This is a genomic window from Inhella proteolytica (assembly GCF_016093275.1).
Lineage (GTDB): Bacteria > Pseudomonadota > Gammaproteobacteria > Burkholderiales > Burkholderiaceae_C > Inhella > Inhella proteolytica.
The window spans coordinates 46,197-66,801 of sequence record NZ_JAEDAK010000008.1 but is presented as its reverse complement, the minus strand read 5'-3'; the positions used below and the strand labels follow the sequence as shown (position 1 = coordinate 66,801).

Annotated in this window: 12 protein-coding genes; 7 read left to right on the top strand and 5 right to left on the bottom strand. The window is 69.7% G+C overall.

Translation table 11 applies throughout. From position 1 onward, the window contains the following. Nucleotides 1–12: 12 nt before the first annotated feature. Nucleotides 13–471 carry a (2Fe-2S)-binding protein gene (locus I7X39_RS12670; RefSeq protein WP_198111533.1) on the bottom strand — a complete coding sequence of 153 codons (459 nt, stop codon included), beginning with the start codon at nt 469–471 and terminating at the stop codon, nt 13–15. 124 nt (nt 472–595) lie between these two features. Here I7X39_RS12670 and phaR point away from each other — a divergent pair, with 124 nt between their 5' ends. The 5 genes from phaR (at nt 596) to I7X39_RS12645 (ending at nt 11,803) form a co-directional block, all read left to right on the top strand. Then, nucleotides 596–1,168, top strand: a complete 573-nt coding sequence (gene phaR / locus I7X39_RS12665; RefSeq protein ID WP_198111532.1) for a polyhydroxyalkanoate synthesis repressor PhaR — start codon at nt 596–598, stop codon at nt 1,166–1,168. After that, nucleotides 1,168–2,541, top strand: a complete 1,374-nt coding sequence (rimO, locus tag I7X39_RS12660) for a 30S ribosomal protein S12 methylthiotransferase RimO (protein WP_198111531.1) — start codon at nt 1,168–1,170, stop codon at nt 2,539–2,541. The genes phaR and rimO overlap by 1 nt, the downstream gene beginning before the upstream one ends. Further along, nucleotides 2,541–3,710 carry a PLP-dependent transferase gene (locus I7X39_RS12655; protein ID WP_198111530.1) on the top strand — a complete coding sequence of 390 codons (1,170 nt, stop codon included), beginning with the start codon at nt 2,541–2,543 and terminating at the stop codon, nt 3,708–3,710. The genes rimO and I7X39_RS12655 overlap by 1 nt, the downstream gene beginning before the upstream one ends. Before the next feature lie 178 nt (nt 3,711–3,888). Further along, nucleotides 3,889–5,499, top strand: coding sequence for a ShlB/FhaC/HecB family hemolysin secretion/activation protein (locus tag I7X39_RS12650; protein WP_198111529.1), 1,611 nt, complete (start codon nt 3,889–3,891; stop codon nt 5,497–5,499). Nucleotides 5,500–5,515: 16 nt separating this feature from the next. Further along, nucleotides 5,516–11,803, top strand: a complete 6,288-nt coding sequence (locus tag I7X39_RS12645; RefSeq protein ID WP_198111528.1) for a YDG domain-containing protein — start codon at nt 5,516–5,518, stop codon at nt 11,801–11,803. 81 nt (nt 11,804–11,884) lie between these two features. Here I7X39_RS12645 and I7X39_RS12640 read toward each other — a convergent pair whose 3' ends face one another. Both I7X39_RS12640 and I7X39_RS12635 read right to left on the bottom strand, forming a co-directional pair. Beyond that, nucleotides 11,885–12,994 carry a hypothetical protein gene (locus tag I7X39_RS12640; protein WP_198111527.1) on the bottom strand — a complete coding sequence of 370 codons (1,110 nt, stop codon included), beginning with the start codon at nt 12,992–12,994 and terminating at the stop codon, nt 11,885–11,887. 12 nt (nt 12,995–13,006) lie between these two features. After that, a complete protein-coding gene (locus tag I7X39_RS12635; RefSeq protein ID WP_198111526.1) occupies nt 13,007–13,582 on the bottom strand; it encodes an OmpA family protein in 576 nt (191 codons plus the stop codon). A gap of 115 nt (nt 13,583–13,697) precedes the next feature. Here I7X39_RS12635 and I7X39_RS12630 point away from each other — a divergent pair, with 115 nt between their 5' ends. After that, nucleotides 13,698–14,087, top strand: a complete 390-nt coding sequence (locus tag I7X39_RS12630) for a DUF4280 domain-containing protein (RefSeq protein WP_198111525.1) — start codon at nt 13,698–13,700, stop codon at nt 14,085–14,087. Between the two features lie 19 nt (nt 14,088–14,106). On the opposite strand, the gene I7X39_RS12625 is transcribed toward I7X39_RS12630, so the two are convergent. Both I7X39_RS12625 and tagH read right to left on the bottom strand, forming a co-directional pair. After that, nucleotides 14,107–16,149 (bottom strand): serine/threonine-protein kinase, encoded by a 2,043-nt coding sequence (locus I7X39_RS12625; protein WP_198111524.1) that lies wholly within the window; start codon nt 16,147–16,149, stop codon nt 14,107–14,109. After that, the gene (gene tagH / locus I7X39_RS12620; RefSeq protein ID WP_198111523.1) at nt 16,146–17,753 is read right to left on the bottom strand and encodes a type VI secretion system-associated FHA domain protein TagH; all 1,608 of its coding nucleotides are present in this window, start codon (nt 17,751–17,753) and stop codon (nt 16,146–16,148) included. The genes I7X39_RS12625 and tagH overlap by 4 nt, the downstream gene beginning before the upstream one ends. Nucleotides 17,754–17,959: 206 nt before the next feature. Between tagH and tssH the strand changes: the two genes are divergently transcribed. After that, complete coding sequence (gene tssH, locus I7X39_RS12615) at nt 17,960–20,602, top strand: type VI secretion system ATPase TssH (protein ID WP_198111522.1); 2,643 nt, start codon at nt 17,960–17,962, stop codon at nt 20,600–20,602. Nucleotides 20,603–20,605 lie beyond the last annotated feature (3 nt).

The window sequence follows — 20,605 nt, the reverse complement described above, 5'->3', positions numbered from 1 at the left end:
GTGGGTTCCCCTTCAGGCCAGCTTGGCCGCGGCCGCATGGATGGCGGCGCGGATGCGCATGTAGGCGCCGCAGCGGCACAGATTGCCGGCCATGGCGGCGTCGATCTGCGCGTCGCTCGGCTTCTTGTTGGACTTGAGCAGGGCCACGGCGCTCATCACCTGGCCGCTCTGGCAGTAGCCGCACTGGGCGACGTCGGTTTCGACCCAGGCGTCCATGACCGCGCGGCCCACCGGGTCCTTGGCCAGGCCTTCGATGGTGTTGAGCTCCGCACCGGCGGCGCTGGCCAGCGGCATCACGCAGCTGCGCACGGCATTGCCGTTCAGGTGCACGGTGCAGGCGCCGCACTGCGCCATGCCGCAGCCGAATTTGGTGCCGGTCAGGCCGAGTTCGTCGCGCAGCACCCAGAGCAGGGGCGTGTTGGGGTCGGCCGTGCAGCGCTGGGCTTGGCCGTTGAGGGTCAAGGAGGTCATGTCGGGCCTGTGGGGTGGCGGAAAAGCGGGCTTTGTACGCCGATTCGCCGGCCCTTGCAGAAGTTCAGGCGATGTCCCCGGCCCCTCCTAAAATTCGCCCCTTTCTGCACCCCGGGAATCCCCCATGGCCACAAGGCGCCGAGCGGCCGCCCCCGACGACACCGCGCCGCAAGGCTCCGGTGCGGGCGGGCCGCGCATCCTCAAGAAGTACCCCAACCGCCGGCTCTACGACACCCAGACCAGCGCCTACGTGACCCTGCAGGACGTCAAGGCCATGGTGCTGGGCGGCGAAGACTTCGAGGTGCGCGACGCCAAGACCAGCGAAGACCTGACCCGCTCCATCCTTCTGCAGATCATCTTGGAGGAGGAGACTGGCGGCGTGCCGATGTTCTCCACGCCGATGCTGCAGCAGATCATCCGCTTCTACGGCCAGGCCATGCAGGGCGTGCTGCAGGACTACCTGGCGCGCAATCTGCAGACCTTCACGGAGCTGCAGCAGCGCTTTGCCGAGCACAGCGGCGGCCTGGGTGCCACGCCCGAGGCCTGGGCCCAGTTCATGCAGGGCCAGGCGCCCATGATGCAGGGCCTGATGGGCAATTACATCGAGCAAAGCAAGAACCTGTTCGTGCAGATGCAGGAGCAGATGGCCAAGGGGGCGCTGTTCCCCGGCATGCCCGGATTTGGAAAGACGAAGTGATGACGACTGAAGTTGCCGCCACCCCCAAGGTGGGTTTTGTGTCGCTCGGCTGCCCGAAGGCCCTGACCGACAGCGAATTGATCCTGACGCAGCTGAGCGCCGAGGGCTACGAGACCAGCAAGACCTTTGCCGGTGCCGACCTGGTGATCGTCAACACCTGCGGCTTCATCGACGACGCGGTGAAGGAGAGCCTGGACACCATCGGCGAGGCCCTGGCCGAAAACGGCAAGGTCATCGTCACCGGCTGCCTGGGCGCCAAGCAGGCCCCCGATGGCGCCAACCTCGTGCAGCAGATCCACCCCAAGGTGCTGGCCGTGACCGGCCCGCACGCCACGCAAGAGGTGATGGACGCGGTGCACCAGCACCTGCCCAAGCCGCACGACCCCTTCATGGACCTGGTGCCGGCCGCCGGCATCAAGCTCACGCCCAAGCATTACGCCTATCTGAAGATCAGCGAGGGCTGCAACCACCGCTGCAGCTTCTGCATCATCCCCAGCATGCGTGGCGACCTCGTCAGCCGCCCAGTTGGCGATGTGCTGAAGGAGGCCAAGGCCCTGTTCGAGGGCGGGCTCAAGGAGCTGCTGGTCGTCAGCCAGGACACCAGCGCCTATGGCGTGGACACCAAGTACCGCACCGGCTTCTTCGACGGCAAGCCCGTCAAGACCCGCATGCTGGACCTGGTGCGCGAACTGGGCGAACTGGCCAAGCCCTATGGCGCCTGGGTGCGCTTGCACTACGTCTACCCCTACCCGCATGTGGACGAGCTGCTGCCGCTGATGAACGAGGGCCTGGTGCTGCCCTATCTGGACGTGCCCTTCCAGCACTCGCACCCCGACATGCTCAAGCGCATGAAGCGCCCGGCCAGCGGCGAGAAGAACCTCGAGCGCCTGCTGCGCTGGCGCGAGGCCTGCCCGGACCTGGTGGTGCGCTCCACCTTCATCGCCGGCTTCCCCGGCGAGACCGAGGAGGAGTTCGAGCACCTGCTGAACTTCGTGCGCGAAGCCGGCATCGACCGTGCCGGCTGCTTCGCCTACTCGCCGGTGGACGGCGCCAGCGCCAACGAACTGCCTGGCCAGTTGCCCGACGCCCTGCGCGAGGAGCGCCGCGCGCGCTTCATGGCGGTGGCCGAGCAGGTGTCGGTGCAGCGTCTGCAGCGCCGCGTCGGCCAGACCCTGCAGGTGCTGATCGACAGCGCGCCGGCCCTGGGCCGCAAGGGTGGGGTGGGGCGCTCCTACGCCGATGCGCCGGAGATCGACGGCACGGTGCGCCTGCTGCCGCCCGAAAAGGCCAGCAAGCAGCTGAAGGTGGGCGAGTTCACCCGCGCCCGTGTGGTGGCCGCCGAGGGCCACGACCTCGTCGCGATGCCCATCTGATGAGCGAACGCCAGCCTGCCGCCGAGCTGATCCACCACGCCTATCAGCCGCCGGCCGGCTTCGCCTCGCCCGCCGTGGCGGTGCACAAGGGCAGTTCGATCTTTTTTGAGAACGTCGCCGCGCTCAAGCGCGTGCGTTGGGCCGACCGTGACGCCTACACCTACGGCCTGCACGGCACGCCCAGCACCTTCGCGCTGGAAGCGCGGCTGGCCACGCTCGAAGGCGCCGAGCATGTGTTGCTGGCCCCCAGCGGCCTGGCGGCGCTGAACCTTGTCAACCACAGCCTGCTGAAGAGCGGCGACCAGCTGCTGATCCCGGACAACGTCTACGGCCCCAGCCGCAACAGCGCGCGCCACGAGCTGGCCGCCTGGGGCATCGCCCACGCGGTGTACGACCCGCTGGACCCGGCTGACCTGGCGGCCAAGCTGACGCCGGCCACACGCCTGGTGTGGCTGGAGGCGCCGGGCTCGATCACGCTGGAGTTCCCTGACCTGCTCGGTCTGATCGCCGCGGTGCGCGCGGGCGCGCCGCAGGCCCTGGTCGCGTTGGACAACACCTGGGGCGCCGGGCTGGCCTTTGACGCCTTTGCGCTCGGGGTGGACCTGACCATCCATGCGCTCACCAAGTACCCGAGCGGCGGTGGGGATGTGCTGATGGGCTCCGTGGCCACGCGCGACCGCGCCTTGTTCGAGCGCCTGGCCGCCACGCATGGCCGCAGCGGCCTGGGCGTGGGGGGCAACGATGTGGAGCTGGTGCTCCGCGGCCTGGCCAGCCTGCCGCTGCGCTACGCCGCCCAGGACGCCGCCGCCCGCCAGGTGGCGGCCTGGGCGCAGCAGCACCCGGCAGTGGCGCAGGTGCTGCACCCGGCGTTGCCGGGCTCGCCGGGCCATGTGCACTGGAAGCAGCTGTGCCGTGCGGCCGCCGGCCTGCTGACCTTGCGTTTCCAGCCCGGCACGCCGGGCGCACGCATCGAGGCGGCGGTGGACGCGCTGCGCGTGTTCCGCCTGGCCTGGAGCTGGGGCGGGCCGGTCAGTCTGGCCGTGCCCTACGACCTCACGCATCTGCGCAGCGTGAACCGCAGCGAAGAGACGGTGCTGCGCCTGGCCATTGGGCTCGAAGAGCCCGAAGTCTTGATCGCCGACCTGGCACAGGCCTTCGAAGGGCTCTGATCGCCCCCCGAGCTGCGGGGCAAGGCCCCGGGCTTGCCCTTGTGTGAAATTGCTCACGGCCATACTCGCCGCCGGCCCCGGAAGCTAAGCTCCCCCGGAGCCTGGCGTGGGAGGCCCGCCAGCGTCGCGTGCAGAGGAAGCGCGCGGCGGATCCGGCCCCGACTCAGAGCGAGACACCATGGGCAAGAAGAGCTTGACTCCCTCCTCCCGCTGGCTGGCCGGTGCCCTGCTGGCGGCCAGCGTCGGGGTGGCTGCGCAGACCGCGGCCCCGGCGCCAGGCAGCGCCATCCAATCCTTCAAGATCAGCGGCAACAGCTTGGTCGACAACACGCGCCTTCAGACCGTGCTGGCGCGCTATCTGGGCCCCCGCAGCAACCAGGAGCTGCGCACCGCCGCGCTGGCCCTGCAGGCGCTGTACCGCGAGGCGGGCTACGGCGCGGTGCTGGTCAGCGTGTTCCAGCCGGGGCCGGATGGTGTCGCCGAGGTGCGCGTGCTCGAGGGCAAGCTGGCCTTGATCAGCGTCATCGGCACGCAGCAGTTCAGCGCCGAGTCCGTGCGCCGCGCCGTGCCTTCCCTGCAGGAGGACAAGACGCCGCGCATCGCCGAGATCAACCGCCAGGTCGAGCTGGCGAACCAGAACCCGGCGCGCAAGCTCGCGGTCACGCTGGAGCCGGGTCAGAAGATCGGTGCCGTGGACGCGCGTGTCATCGTCACCGAAGGCCCGGTGCTGCGCCCGCAGTTCGCGCTCGACAACACCGGCACCAAGCAGACCGGCCGCACCCGCATCAGCGCCGGCCTGCGCCACGCCGACGTGGGCGGGCGGGGTCATCAGGCCAGCGTGAACTGGCAGACCTCGGTGGAGGAACCCAGCCGGGTATCCATCCTCTCGCTCAACTACATGGCACCGCTGCCCGAGTCGGCGCGCCGCATCGATCTGTATGCGGTGCGCTCGAACGTGGACGGCGGCAGCACGCCCACCGCCGCTGGCGCGCTGCAGTTCAACGGCCGCGGCAATGTGCTGGGCGCCCAGCTGACCCAGCTGCTGCTTCGCCAGGGCGAGTGGGACCAACGCCTGCGCGCCGGCATCGATCAGCGCGAGTACCGCAACCGCTGCACCATCGAAGGCCTGCCCGAGGGCGCCTGCGGGGCGCCGGGGGAATCGGTCACTGTGCAGCCGCTCACGCTCGACTACAGCATCCAGGGCGGCCGCAGCGTGATGTTCGGCGCCAATGTCGGGCTCTCGCACAACCTCGGTCTGGGCGGGCGCTACGCCAAGGCCGCGAACTTCGAGGCCGTGCGTGAAGGTGCGCGCTACCGCTACACCGCGCTGCGCCTGGGCGGCCACCTGCAGCAGGGCGGCGGCAAGCAGGCTTCGCTGACGGCCCGAATGAGCCTGCAGTGGACGCGTGACGCCCTGGTGCCGGGCGAGCAGTTTGGCCTGGCGGGCGCGAATGCCGTGCGCGGCTACCGCGAACGCGAGATCACCGGCGACCGCGGCCTGCTGGCCAGCGTGGAATGGAGCCCGGCGCCCTGGGCCCTGGCCAGCCGGCCCGACGCCCAACTGCGCGGCCTGCTGTTCGCCGACTGGGGCAAGGTCTGGAACGAGACCGGCGGTGAATGCCGACAGGGCCAGGCGAGCTGCGACCTGCATGCCGTCGGCCTGGGCCTGCGCTACAGCGAAGGCCCCTGGCGCCTGCATGTGGACCTGGCCCGCGCCGGCCGCGCCGGCACCCTGACTGAAAGCGGCGATGTGCGCCTGCACCTGTCTGCCAGCTACGGGCTCGACTGAGCCCGGGGAGATTACGATGAAGACTTCGAACACTTCCAAGTCGCGCGCCTTCCTGCTGCGCCCGCTCGTCCAGGCCCTGGCCGCCAGCGCCCTGCTCAGCCTGCCCCTGGCCGCTGTCAGCCAGGTGCTGCCCAGCGGGCTGCAGGTGGTGCGCGGCCAAGCCCAGGTCAGCACCCAGGGCCAGCAGATGACGGTGACCAATTCGCCGAATGCGATCCTGAACTGGAACCAGTTCGGCATCGGCACCGGCTACGGCGTGCACTTCCAGCAGGCCAATGCGGCCAGCAAGGTGCTCAACCGCGTCGTCGGGCAGGATCCCTCGCAGATCCTGGGCAGCCTGACCAGCAACGGCCAAGTCTGGCTGCTGAACCCCAATGGCATTCTGTTCGGCGCCCAGGCGCGGGTGGATGTGGCCAGCCTGGTCGCGTCCACTTTGAACCTGTCCGACCAGGACTGGCTGAGCGGCCGCCTGCGCTTCGAGCAGGATGCAAGCCTGCCCGGTGGCCACATCGTCAACCAGGGCGAGCTGCACGGCGCCCAGGGCGGCCAAGTGGTGCTGCTGGCCGCCGATGTCCGCAACGAAGGGCAAATCTCCGCACCGCAGGGCCAGGCCGTGCTGGCGGCGGGCCGGCAGATCGAGCTGGTGGACACCGCCGCGCCCCATGTGCGCGTGCGCCTGCTGGCCGAAGCCGGCGAGGTGTTGAACAGCGGCGTTCTCCAGGCCGAAGACGGCCGCATTGATGTGCATGCGGCCGCCGTGCGCCAGCAGGGCCAGGTGCATGCCGACGGTGCCCGCGGCGGCGAGGTGCTGCTGCAGGCAGTCAGTGGCCGCCTCACCCAGTTGGGCGAGGTGAGCGCACGTGGCACCCAGGGCGCAGGCGGGCAGATCCAGCTGCTGGGGCGCGAGGTGGTGGTCGACGGCCAGGCGCTGGTCGATGCCTCGGGCGCGGCCGGTGGCGGCGAGATCCTGGTCGGCGGCGGCCTGCAGGGCAAGGACGTCCGGGTGCCCAATGCCCGCGCGGTTTTCTTCGGCAGCGAGGCCACGGCGCGCGCCGATGCGCTGCAGCAGGGGCAGGGCGGCACCGTGGTGCTGTGGAGCGACGAGGCGACGCGTGCCTACGGACACTTCTCCGCACGCGGTGGTGTGCAAGGCGGCGCCGGAGGTCTGGTGGAGACCTCGGGTGGTTGGCTCGATGCACGGCCGGCGTCGATGCGGGTGGATGCCGCGCGCGGCGCGGCGGGCACTTGGCTGATCGATCCCTACAACGTCAGCATCGGTGTCGGTTCGGACACCAATGTCAGCGTGACCGGTACGGCACCGGTGCTGGTGGCGCCCACGGCCAGCGGTTCCTTCGTGGCCATTTCCACGCTGGAGTCCGCCTTGGCGGGCGGCCAGAACGTCACCGTGACCACCAGTGGCGCGGGCAGCGAGGCCGGCAACATCAGCTGGTCGGGCAATCTCTCGCTGCTCAGCGTCGTCGGCACGCTCACGCTCACGCTGATCGCCGATGGCGATGTCAGCTTTTCTGGCAGCACCATCAGCGCGCTTGGAACCAATCTCTCGCTCGACGTGCAGGCCGGACGCTCCGGTACCGGTAGCGTGCTGGCCTCTGGTTTGAACATCAGCACGAGTGGCAATGTCACCCTGGGGGGCTATTCCGGCGCCCCTGCGCCCGGTAGCGCGAGCCAGCCGGGCATTCACCTGAACGGCGTGGACTTCAACCTGGGAGGTGACTTGAGCCTGCGTGCCACCAACACCGCGGGCATGTCCGGCGTCGAGATCACGAGCAGCGATCTGACGCAGCGCCGCCTCACCATCGATGGCAAAGCCAGTACGGGCAAGGGCATTCTGGTGGAAGGCGGCACGTCCATCCTGTCGGAAGAGAGCGCGGTGCTGCGCGGCGAGGGTTCGACACATGGGGTGCACATCCGCAATGGTTCGCAGGTGCAGGTGAACCACGATGGCTACCTGGCCAGCGGCACCTTGGATGTGCAGGGCACCGGCCGGGGCAGCGGTGCAATCGGGGTGCTCATCGATGCCTCCAGCGGTGGCACGGTGCTGATCAGCAATCAGGTGGGCAGCCTGCGCGTCTCGGGCAGCACCGACTCCAGCAGCGCGCCCGCCGTGCAGATCACCGGCGCGGCCGCCAGTACGCCCTACCAGGCACTCGATGCCAGCATGACGGGCCTGCTCTCGATCGAGGCCCTGCAGGGTGCGATCCAGATCAGTGGCTCGCAGATCAATCAGGATGACCTCGCGCCCAATCCGCGCGACTTCTCCATCAAGGGCCCCAGCCTCAATCTGAGCAACAGCTGGCTGATCGGCGGCGGCCTGATGCGCCTGCAGGCCGATTCCCAGGTGTTCCAGAGCTCCAGCCTCATCACCGCCTACAGCAGCGCGGTGCCGGCGGTGCTGATCGGTCAGGACGGCACGGTGGGCGCGTCGCGCATCGACAACCAGTCGGGTTCCGGACTGTTCGGCGGCAACATCAGCCAATGGACTCTGGTGGGCCAGCACCCGCTGGACAGCGCCACGTTTACGCCGGGGCAGAACCAGTTCAATCCGGGTGCACTCAATCCCAACTACAAGGCCTACGGCACGACGGGGTATGACACCACCTTCATCGCCGGCAAGGGCAACGGTTTCCATTTCAGCAGCCCGGTCTACGCCGCCATCACCGGCACGGCGCTGGACAAGGTCTACGACGGCACCACGGCCGCCTCGGTCTCCGGCCTGGGGGCCTCGGGGCTTGCGGGCGACACCCTGACGCTCAAGCCGGGCGTCACGGCCGTGTTCCGCGACAAGCACGTCGGCACGGACAAACCGCTGGACTTGACCTCGTCCGATGCCTTCACGGCGGTGGACGGGTCCGGTCGTCCCATCTATGGCTACAGCGTCGGCGCGAGCGGCCTGACGGCCAGCATCACCCCTCTGGCGGTGCTGGTCTCGGGCCTCAGCGCGCAAGACAAGGTGTACGACGGCACCACTGTCGCCGGTCTGGTCGGTAGCGCCTCGTTCACCGTGCTGCCGGGTGACAGCGTCAGCCTGACCAATCCGACGGGCGAATTCAGCGACCGCCATGTGGGCACGGCCAAGCCGGTCTCTCTGTCCGGCCTGAGCTTCGGCGGGCCGGACGGTGGCAACTACGTCCTGAACTTCAGCGGCAGCCTGAGCGCCAATATCACGCCCGCTCCGTTGGCCGTCGGCGGGCTGATCGTCGAGCCCAAGGTCTACGACGGCAACACCACGGCCACGCTGGGCGGCACGGCCGTGCCCACCGCGCTGGGTGGCGATTCCGTGACCCTGAGCGGGACGCCGCTGGCGAGCTACGACACCAAGCAGGTGGGCACCGGCAAGCCCGTGAAGGTCAGCGGCCTGAGCCTGAGCGGACCTGACGCGGGCAACTACAGCTTTGCCGGCAGCCTGATGCTGAGCGGTGACATCACCCCCGCGACCCTGGTGCTGAGCGGACTCACGGCACTGAACAAGGTGTACGACGGCACCACGCTCGCGCAGCTGAGTGGCACGGCCGTCGCGGCGCCCCTGGCGGGCGACAGCGTCGTCGTCAGCGGCAGCCCCAGCGCCAGCTTCGACACCCGTCATGTCGGCACGAACAAGCCGGTGGTGCTGACGGGCCTGAATCTGAGCGGCGCCGATGCGGGCAATTACGTGCTCAAGCCGGAGTCGGCGCTGACGGCATCGATCACGCCAGCCCCGCTGAACATCGCCGGCTTGGTGGCTGGCAGCAAGGTCTATGACGGCACGGTCACTGCTCAATTGACTGGCACGCCGACCTTCCAGGCCCTGGCGGGCGATGACGTGGGCGTTGCGCCCAGCCTCACGGCCAGCTTCGTCGACAAGCACGTCGGCATCGGCAAGACCGTCACCCTGCAGGGCCTGGCGCTGACGGGGGCGGATGCCGGCAACTACATGCCGGTGGCGGCGGGCGTGCTGAAAGCCGACATCACGCCGCGGCCGGCCACGGTGAGCGGCCTGCAGGCGCAAAGCAAGGTGTACGACGGCAGCGATCTCGCCACGCTGGGAGGCACGCCGGTGCTGTCCATCCTGGCGGGTGATCAGGTCAGCCTGGCCAGCGCCCTCGATGCGCGCTTCAACAACAAGCAGGTGGGTACGGCCAAGCCGGTGACGGTCTCAGGGCTCAGCTTCGGTGGCGCCGATGCCGCCAACTACAGCTTCACGCTGAGCGGCAGTCTGAGCGCGGACATCACGCCGCGGGTGCTGAACCTGGCGGGCGTCCAGGTCGGCAGCAAGGTCTATGACGGCAGTGCCAGCGCCCCGCTGAGCGGCACGCCCAGCATCAGCCCGGTGGCGGGGGACCAGGTCGCCCTGGCGGGCACGCTGCAGGCGCAGTTTGGCGGCAGCAATGCGGCGGGTGTGGGGCAGGCCAAGCCGGTGCAACTCTCGGGGTTGACGCTCGGGGGTGCCGATGCAGGCAACTACACCCTGGCGCTGCCGGCGCTGACCGGCGTCGTCACCCCTGCCACGCTGACCTATGTGGCCACGCCCGCGCAGCGCCTGGTCGGGCAGTTGGTGGGGCAACTCAGCGGCAGCGTGACGGGTTTTGTGGCCGGGGAAAGCCTGGCCACGGCCACCACCGGCAGCCTGCAGTTCACTGCGCCGGCGGTGGGGGGCGCCAACACCCCGGCCTTGGTGGAGGGCAGTTTCGCTATCGTCGGCAGCGGTCTGAGTGCCGCCAACTACAGCTTCGCGCAGGCCGCAGGCAACGCCTCGGCCCTGGTGGTGTATGCGCTGACGCCGGAAATCCTGGCCCAGACGCCGGCGGTCACGCCAGTGGGCGGTGGCGGCAGCGGTGGCGCGGGCGGATCCGACCCGGGCACGCCGCCGGGTGTACCGCCGCTCGGCGGCACCGGCCCGGCGGGCGGCCCGCCGCCGCCGCTGGGTGTGCTGGACCTGAGTTCGCCCCTGCCGCCGGCGGGTGGCGGTGGCGGAGCGGGTGCACCGGCCGGCGGCGCCGCGGGCGCTGGCTCGGGCGGTAGCGTGGGTGGCACTTCGGGTGGTACCTCCGGCGGAAGCCCAAGCGGCACTTCGGGCGGCAGCAGCGGGGGCTCCGGCGGCAATTCCGGGAGCGGTGGTGGCGCGGGCATGGGCGGCGGTCTGGCCGCAGGCGCCGGCATCGCCGCCGCGGGCGCGCGATTCGGAGCTGTGGACCTCGGCGGCATGTCGATGGACGCCATCCAGCAACTGCTGGACGAGCGCAACCGCATCAAGCGCAAGTTGTTTGAGGAAGCGCTGACCCGCCTGGAAAGCAATCCGGGCTTGGCCGATCTGCAGACCTGCACCAATCGCAAGGAGGCCGAGGCGGGCAATTGCCTCGTCACCGAGGCCCTGCGCCTGGAGCTGCAGGCCGAGGCTTCCGGGGCGCCGTCAGCGATCAAGCCGCCGGCCAGCCCCGCGCCCGGCGCGGCACCTGCGCCCGCACCTTCCACCGCTGCGCCGGCGGTGGCCCAGGCCGTGGCAGCGCCGCCGCCGCCCGCCTTCAGCCAGCGCCGCGCCGTGAAGACGGCCGCCTTGCCGCAGATCGAACGCAAGATCGCGCTGGTCATCGGTGTCAACGACTATCAGGACCGCAACATCCCGCAGCTGGAGGGCGCGGTGGGTGACGCCGAAGCCATGGCCAGCCTGGTCGAAAGCCGACTGGGCTACGAGACCGTGCTGCTGCGCAATGCCACCAAGACCCAGGTGGTGGCCGCGCTGAACCGTCTGGCGCTGGAACTGCGCCCGCAGGATTCGGTGCTCGTGTACTACGCCGGCCATGGCGACGAAATCAATGCGCCCGAGGGGGGCAAGCAGGGCTATTGGCAGCTGGCTGACAGCGACGCCCGGCGCCCGGAGACCTGGCTGTCGAACAACGACATCGGGCGCCTGATGCGGGCCATGTCAGCGCGCCAGGTGGCCTTGCTGTCCGACAGCTGCTACTCCGGCAGCTTGGTGACTGGCCAGCGCCTGCGTGCCGTGCCCGCCCCCGGGGCACTGAACCCGAACGAGGTGTTGGGCGAACGCACGGTGGTGGTGATGTCCTCCGGTGGCAATGCGCCGGTGGCCGATTCGGGCGAGAACGGTCATTCGCCCTTCGCCTTCCACCTGTTCCAGACCCTGGGCGAGGTGCCGAGCTGGAAGCCGGGGGCCAATGTGTTCGAGACGGTGCGCTTCATGGTGGCGCGCAAGTTCCCGCAGTCGCCGCAGTACGGCTTCAGCGGCCCGGTGAATGTGCCCAAGCCGGTGGACTACCTGTTCGAGCAGCGCAAGCTCGACCAGCGCTGAGGGCCCCGCTGCGGTGCGGCCTGTGCGGCGGTGGCCAGACGGCTACCGCCGCATGGGTGCCATAAAGGGCCCTACCGGGCCCTAGTTGGCGCTCGCGTGGAAGCGCTTGCGTAGTGCAGTCAGTCGGGCTTCGGTCAGCCCGAAGGACGCGGCACCGAAGGCCCGTGTGTCGGCGGTGTGGAAGAGCAGGGCCTGGGCCTCGTTGATCAGCAGGTCTTCGTTCTGGGCGTCGTAGCCCTGCTCGGCCAGGACCTTGCGGATGCGCTGGCGCTCGGCCGCATTGAGCCATTGCCGCCACATCTCGCCGCAGCGGGCGCGGTAGCGCGGGTCGGTGAAGTAGCGCGCATGGCTGAGCTCGTGGCGCAGCACCGATTCGCGCCGCACCGCGTCCACGCCTTCATCTTGCGGTGTGCCGGGGTCATCGGCCTGCAGGTCGGTGAAGGTGATCAGCACCTTGTCGGCGGCCTGCTCCCCCCACCAGCCCTGGGCCTCGAAGAGCTGGCGCAGGCGCTGCTCCTCCGGGCTCAGGCCGATGCCCTGGCGATTGGCGAGCCCATGAAAGCGCAGCAGCTGGCTGAGGCGGTAGTTGTGGCCGCCGAAGAAGGTCTGGGGGTTGTCCCCGCCGGCCTGAATGAGCTGCAGCAGCTCGGCGCTGCCGAGCAGGCGGTCCCGCGGGGCGCCACCCTTTTCCACCAGGGCGGCCAGGCGGTTCAACGCAGCACCTTGCTGGGCGAGGTCGGGAAATTGCAGCACCGCGACCGCGGGGTTTTCCTGCCAGCGCACCACGCGCCAGTCGCCTTGGCTGCGTTCCGCCAGCAGGGCGGCGGTGCTGCGCAGCGGCCAGTTGTCCGGGTTGGCGGCCGGTGCGGAGGAGGGGGCCGGCGGCGCCACCGGGGCGGCGGCCGGGGGCGGGGCTTGAACCGGTACGGCGAGCGGGCTGGAAGCCGGTAGCGCCGGAGCACTCAGCGGCGGCGCGTCTTGCCGCACCGCCGGCTGAGCCGCCTCGGCTACCGCTTGTGTCGGCGCGGGCGATGTCGCCGACGCCGGCTCAGCCGAGGACTGCGGTGAGGCGCTGGCGGCCGGGTCCGCAGCCTGGGAGCTCAGCGGCAGGCTAAGCAGCCAGTAGCCACCCAGCGCCAACGCCCCGACCCCGGCGGCGACGCCCACCGTCACGCCCAAAGTGCGCCGCATGTGCGCAGGCGCTCAGGGCTTGGGCAGGTCGCGCGTGCTGACGAAGGTGACGCGGCGGTTCTCCGGCGCATCCACACGCTGCTTGTTCATCGGCTCGGCGGAGCCCTTGCCCTCGGCCGCCAGGCGAGCATCCAGGATGCCGTGCTTGGTCACCAGGTACTTCACGACGGCCTCGGCGCGGCCTTGCGACAGCTCCTTGTTGCGCGCCTCGTCGCCGCGTGCGTCCGCATGGCCTTGCACCCGGAAGGCCACACCGGCCAGGGTGTCGCTCTGCATGGCTGCGGCCATCTTGTCGAGCAGGGCTTCGGCCTCAGCACTCAGCTGCGTCGAACCGGTCACGAAGGTGACGAGCAGATTGGCCTTGCCGGGGCCATAGGGCTTGGGCTTTTCACCCGGCGCCACGGGGCGGAAACCCCGCGTGGCGCCGCTGGCATTGGCCTCGGGCAAGGCCAGGGCGTCGATCAGCCCTTCGGTCGTCACTTCCTTGGGCTTGAGCACCTTCTCCTTGGCGGCGTCTTGCGCGAAGGCGCTTTGCCCCCCCAGCACAAGCAGCAGGGCACAGGCGGCGGCGGTTTTGCAGATCCTCATGGCATGGCTCCCGAAGGGCGTTTGAATCGGTGGTGGACCATACCGCAGGCGGTGGGCCCGAACCAGAGTCGGACATACTCGCCCCGTGTCCGCGGGGGCGGTTTCGGGAGTGCGTATGGCGATGCAAGTGGTGAACGGCGCGCAGCTGATGTGCAGCCAGGGGATGGCGCCCAGCGCGCTGGTGGTCCTGCCGGTCAATCGGGTGCTATCCAGCAATCAGCCCGCCGCCAACATCATGGACAACAAGCCCATGGTCAACATCATGCCCTTCGGCGCCTGCCGCAGCCTGGCCAACCCGACGGTGGCCTCGGCCACGGCCGCTGCTCAGGGGGTGCTGACGCCCATGCCCTGCGTGCCGGTTACCCCGGCCCCGTGGACGCCGGGCTCCGCCACGGTGCTGCTGGCCAACATGCCGGCGCTGAACAACGACTGCAAGCTGATGTGCACCTGGGGTGGCCAGATCAGCGTCATGGTGCCGGGCCAGGTGACCGAACTGATCCCCTGAACCCGCGCTCGCCGGCCGCTCAGGGCATGACCTGGACGGTCAGCATCTTGGCGCCGTACTGGGTGCACTCGGCGCCATCGCAGGGGCCCAGCGGGCGCCCGGCCAAGATGGGCACCGGCAGTTTCCAGTTGCGCAGTGCCTGGTGGGCGGGCTCCCCGGTCTGCAGGCTCAGGAAGCTGCCGCTGCGCGGCCCGGCCAGATCCTGATAGCCCCGTGGCGTGGCCGAAATCACCAGCAGGATCTCGTCCTGGCCCAGGGGCTCGGCCACCGCGATTGCGTCCTTGCCCGGGGGCGGAATCTGCATCGGCTGGCCGGCGCGCACGCGCAGCGGCGGCAGATTGGAGAAGGCCTGCACCAGTTCGCCATTGGCGTCGCGCAACAGCACGTTCAGGTAGCCGTCGCGGTTGGACTGCATGCGGAAGCTGATGAGCTCCTGGCGCTTGATGCTGTATTCGGTCTTGAGCCCGCTCACCGTGAGCTCGTAGCCTGAGTCCTGCTTGTTCAGCAGCTCCGCCAGCTGGGCCTCCCATTCAAACCGGGTGGGCGCGACGGCGGGGGGCGGTGCCGGCGTCGGCGCGGGCGCTGCAACCGGGGCCTGCGCGGCGGGCGCCTGGGTGACGGTGGCGGGCGCGGGTGCCGGCACGGGCGCCGGCTTCGTCAGCCAGTACCCCAGGCCGCCCAACACCGCCACGGTGGCCAAGCCGCCGCCAACCAGCACGGGCATGCGCGAACGCGGAGCTGTGCCGGCCGAGAGGCTGGGGACGGGTGCACTTGATGGCGGGCGCACCGGCGTGCTGGCGGCGCTGAAGCCTGCTGGCGCGGGGGCATGGCCTGGCAGCAGCTCGCTGCCGAGTTGCACCGTCGCGGCCAAGCCATCGGCCGCCGGGGCGAAGCCGCCATCCACGGTCTGCATGATGGGCTGGGCGCCGGGCCGGCTCATCACCTGGGTGACGTCCGCGGCGGCGTAGGCGCTGGGCGCTGGGGCGGGTGCCCCGACGATCGCCGTCGGTTCGAAGGCCGTGCCGCTGCCGCTGGGAAGGCGCTCGGGGTTGGCGATCGGCATTTCCAGCGTCGGGGCGTAGGCCGGTGCCTCCAGCCCCAGGTCGGCGCGGAACTCCGCCATGCTCTGCGTGCGCTTGCGCGAGTCCACGCGCAGGGCCTTGTCCAGTGCGGCCAGGAAGCGCGGGGAATAGCGGCCCTCAGCGGCCTTGACCAGCGGCACGTAGTTGTCCACCAGCACGCGGCTCACCGACGGGGGCGGCGTGCGCCCCATGATGGCCCAGTGCATCGAGGCCGCGAGCGCATACACATCGGTCCACGGGCCTTGCTCCAGCCCCGGCGTTTCGCCGTACTGCTCGACCGGCGCAAAGCCGGGCTTGAGGATGGCGGTCAACTCCTGCGTCACGTCGCCGATGACCTGGCGTGCCGCGCCGAAATCCAGCAGCAGGGGGCGGCCGCTGTCCTTCAGCAGCATGATGTTGTCGGGCGCGATGTCGCGGTGCAGCCAGCGGTTCTGGTGCACCACCTGCATGGCCTCGGTCAACGGGGCCAGCAGGCCCATCAGCCATTGCTCGGTGGGCTTTTCCGGCATCTGGCGCACCCGCTCGCGCAGGGTCGTGCCCTCATAGAAGGGCATGGCCATGTAGGCGGTGCCGTTGTCCTCCCAGCGCCGCAGCACGCGCACCAGTGCCGGGTGGTCGAACTTGGCCAGGGTCTGCGCCTCTTCCATGAAGCGCTTGAGACCGCTGTCGAAGATTTCGCGCATGCGCTGCGAGCGCGGCGAGACGGTGATGCCCTCGCGCTGGGCCACGGCGCCGGGCATGTACTCCTTGATGGCGCGCTGGGCGCCGAGAGAGTGGTCCCAGGCCTTGTAGACGATGCCGAAGCCGCCTTCACCCAGCTTGGACTGGATCTCGAACTCGTGCAGGCGGAAGCCGACCGGCAGGGCCTGGCTGGTCTCGGGCTCCGGCGGGGGCGGTGCCGCCACGCGTGCCACCGCCGGCGCGGTATCGCCGTCCGGGGTCTGGTGGGGCTGGTACACGGTGCGGTCGTCGTCACTCACGGCAAGGGCACATGTTGTTGGCTGAGGCGCTCGGCCTCATTGCAATAGGCGGTCACGAAATGCTCTTCGAACAGGCGTTCGAGCCAGTCCGCCATCTGGGCGCTCTGCTGGGCGTAATAGGCCTGGTACTGGCGCCACAGCTGGGCATCGGCCATCAGGTCCAGCAGACCCTTCTTGCCGAAGCGCTGCACGAAGAGCTGGGGGTCGAACTCCTGCACCGTGCCCTGCACGCAGGCGCGGCTGGCGGCAATGATGGACAGGTCATGCGTCAGCAGGTCTTCGGCGGCTTCGCGCACGGCGCGCTCCACCGGCATGAACTTGCCGCCGCGGCTGGCATTGAAGAGCAGTTGCTGCAGCACGTCGTTCAGGCCCAGTTCGGACTTGAACGGGTTGACGTCGCGCATCGGCATTTCGGTCTTGTTGTGCGCACGCAGCTCGCGCTTGAGCGCGGCGCGGGCCGACATCAGTTGGGCAAATCCCTGCACCAGCTGGCGCAGCGCGGAACCCAGGCGCTCCCAGTCGGCGGCGGCCATGTCGGCGGGCAGGGCGATGCCCAGTCCCTTCGCGAGCGCTTCGGCGGCCGTGCCGGCCGGGGCCACGGGGGGCGCGTCAATCGCTGGGGCGCTCGACACCGGCGGCGGCGCAGCCGGGCCGCCGAAGTCGAAGTCCAGCCCTGTGGCGGGCGCCGGGGCAGGCCCCAGGCCGCCCAGCAAGGCGCCGATGTCCACGGCAGGGGCGACTCCCAAGGGCTCGGCGGGTGGGGGTACCGCGTAGAAGCCTGGCGAAGTGCCCGGTTCGGCCAGCGGGGCAGGCGCCGGCTCGGGGGTGGTGGCCGGCATCGGCACCAAGGCCTTGCGCAGGCTGTCCCACAAGTCTTCGCCACGCGGTGCGGGGGCGGGCGCGGGGGTCGGCGCCAGCACGGGTGGCAGGCCGGCCCAAGGCTCGGGCGAGGGCGCCGACACCAGCAGGGCACCGAGGTCCGCCGGCGCACGCGCCGCCGGCGCGGGACCGAGGAAATCGCTGATGGCCGAAGCGCCGTCGCCCTGGGCGCCCGCCGGGCGGATGCCGAGATCGGCCACGCCCCCATGGTCCAGCGGCGCGGCCGGGCCAGCAGAGAAACCGGCCGGCGCCGCCGGGGCGCCGCCGCCTACCCAGAAGCCCTGGCTGGCCGGCTGGACGGGGGCGGGCGCTGCGGGTTGCCAAAGGGGATCCAGGCGCGCATTGCCTGCGCCGCCGCCGCCCAGCAGGGCCAGCAGGGGGTCGGACGCGGCCGTCGCAGCAGGCGCGGCGGCGGCCTCTTCGGCCGCCTCCAGCAGCAGGCGCCAGTCGCCCACGCCAAGCTGATCACCCGCGCGCAGCAAGGCCTTCTGGCCCGGGCCCAGCGTGCCCACCGGGGTTTGTACGGTGCCGCTGGCCGACACCACGGTGATCTCGACGCTGTCTTCGCCGCAATGCAGGCTGAGATGCTGGCGCGACAGCAGCCGATCCGGGTCTGCCAGCACGATGTCCACGCCGGCGTCGCGGCCGGCGATCAGGGTCTTGCCCTGGTTCAGGGGCAGCACGCGGCTGCCCGAAGGTCCTTCGATGCGAAGCTGAAGAGTCATCCCGAACCTGATGGAGGTGGTGCTGCTGAAGGCCGGCAAGGCCCGGCTTGGAGCCGGGTCACTGTAGCGGATCGATCCGGCCGCTTCGAGGGCGACACCCGGGCCCCCCTAGGCCGGGTATTCCTGCGGTGCGGCGCTGGTCCGTCATGCCCTCAGGGTGGTAGAAAGTCGCGCCGCCAACAAAGCCGATGGAACTGGAGGACCGAGTGACCGACATCAGCCGCATCCGACTCTTTGCCAAACTGGGCCCCACGACCTACAAGGCACTCGATGCCGCCGCCACCTTCTGCAAGCTGCGCGGGAACCCCCATGTGGAACTGGTGCACTGGCTGCACCAGCTGCGCCAGGTCGAGAAGAGCGACCTCAACCTGATCATCAAGGGCTTCGGCCTCGATGAATCCCTGCTGCAGGCCGACTTCATCAAGGCGCTGGACAAGCTGCCGCGCGGGCACAGCTCGCTGTCCGATCTGTCCACGCACATTGATGGTGCGGTCGAACAGGCCTGGACCTATTGCTCGGTGATGTACGGCACCGACGTGATCCGCAGCGGCCATCTGCTGATCGGCATGCTGCGCGGCGCCACCTCGAAGAACGCCCTGCTGGCGATCTCGCGCCAGTTCGAACGCATCAAGTTTGAAAAGCTGACCGAAGACTTCGATCAGCTGACCGAAGGTTCGGCCGAGCAGATGGAGTCGGCCACCGCCCTGGACGTGGCACCCGGCGAGGAAGCAGGCGCCGTGGCGGGTGAGGGCGCCAAGGGCAGCGCGCTGGCCAAGTACGCACAGGACCTGACCGCCAAGGCGCGCGCCGGCGAGATCGACCCGGTGCTTGGGCGCGACGAGGAGATCCGCCAGATCGTCGACATCCTGATGCGGCGGCGCCAGAACAACCCCATCCTCACCGGCGAGGCCGGCGTGGGCAAAACCTCGGTCGTCGAAGGCTTTGCGCTGCGCGTCGTCAAGGGCGATGTGCCGCCCTCGCTGCGTACGGTGCGCATCTGCTCGCTGGACCTGGGCGCGCTGCAGGCCGGCGCCAGCATGAAGGGCGAGTTCGAGAACCGCCTGCGCACCGTCATCGAAGAGGTGCAGAGCTCGGCCCAGCCGACCCTGCTCTTCATCGACGAGGCCCACACCCTGATCGGCGCAGGCGGCGCGGCCGGCACGGGTGACGCGGCCAACCTGCTGAAACCCGCGCTGGCGCGCGGCAAGCTGCGCACCATCGCAGCCACCACCTGGGCGGAGTACAAGAAGTATTTCGAGAAGGATCCGGCGCTGACGCGGCGCTTCCAGGTCGTGCAGGTCGACGAACCCGACGAGGCGCGCGGCATCCAGATGCTGCGCGGTGTGGTGCCGGTGCTGGAAAAGCACCACAAGGTCGACATCCAGGCTGCCGCCGTCGATGCCGCCGTCCGGCTCAGCCACCGCTACATCCCGGCGCGCCAGCTGCCCGACAAGGCCGTGAGCCTGCTCGACACCGCCTGCGCCCGCGTGGCCGTGAGCCAGCACGCCACGCCGGCGCCGGTGGAAGACTGCCAGCGCCGCATCGAAGTGCTCAACACCGAGCTGGAGATCCTGCAGCGCGAGACCCAGTACGGTGAAGACCACAGCAAGCGCTTGGCCGAAGTGCGTGCCCAGCTGCAAGCGAATGAGGACGAGCTCAAGGGCCTGCAGGCCCGTTGGGAGCAGGAGAAGGCCTTGGTGCAGCGCATCGTCGAGCTGCGCGCCCAGGCCGCCAAGGGCTCCGATGCTGCCGAAGCCGAAGCCGACGCGCTGCGCGCCGAACTGATGCAGGTGCAGGGTGAGCTGCGCGGCCTGCAGACCGACTCGGCCCTGGTGCTGCCTGTGGTGGACGATCTGGCCGTGGCCTCGGTGGTGCAGGACTGGACCGGCATCCCGCTGGGCAAGATGGTCGGCGACGAGGTCAAGAACGTGCTGCGCCTGGCCGACACGCTGAACGAGCGCGTCATCGGCCAGAAGCATGGCTTGGAGATGATCGCCAAGCGCATCCAGACCTCGCGCGCCAAGCTGGACAACCCGAACAAGCCGATCGGCGTCTTCATGCTCTGCGGCCCCAGCGGCGTCGGCAAGACCGAGACCGCGCTGGCCCTGGCCGACACCCTGTATGGCGGTGAGCACAACGTCATCACCATCAACATGAGCGAGTACCAGGAGGCCCACACGGTCTCGTCGCTGAAGGGCGCGCCTCCGGGCTACGTCGGCTACGGTGAAGGCGGCGTGCTGACCGAGGCGGTGCGGCGCAAGCCTTACTCGGTGGTGCTGCTCGATGAAGTCGAGAAGGCCCACCCGGACGTGCACGAGACCTTCTTCCAGGTCTTCGACAAGGGCTGGATGGAGGACGGCGAGGGCCGCTACATCGACTTCAAGAACACCCTGATCCTGCTGACCTCCAATGTGGGCAGCGAGCAGATCGCGCAGATGTGCGCCGACCCCGAGCTGATGCCCGACCCCGAGGCCATGGCCAAGAGCCTGCGTGAGCCCCTGCTCAAGGTCTTCCCGGCGGCGCTGCTGGGGCGCATCGTCACCATTCCCTACTTCCCGCTGTCGGACGAGATGCTGGGCGCCATCATCAAGCTGCAGCTCGGCCGCATCGTCAAGCGCGTGCGGGCCAACCACGATGCCGAATTCGTCTACTCGGACGATGTGGTCAAGCTCGTGGCCTCGCGCTGTACCGAGGTGGAGAGCGGCGGCCGCATGATCGACGCCATCCTCACCAACACCATCCTGCCGCGCGTCAGCGAGGCCATCCTCAACCGCATGCTGGAAGGCCAGGGCATCCAGCGCATTGAGGTGGGCGTGGATGGCACCGACTTCACTTACGCGATCTCCTGATCT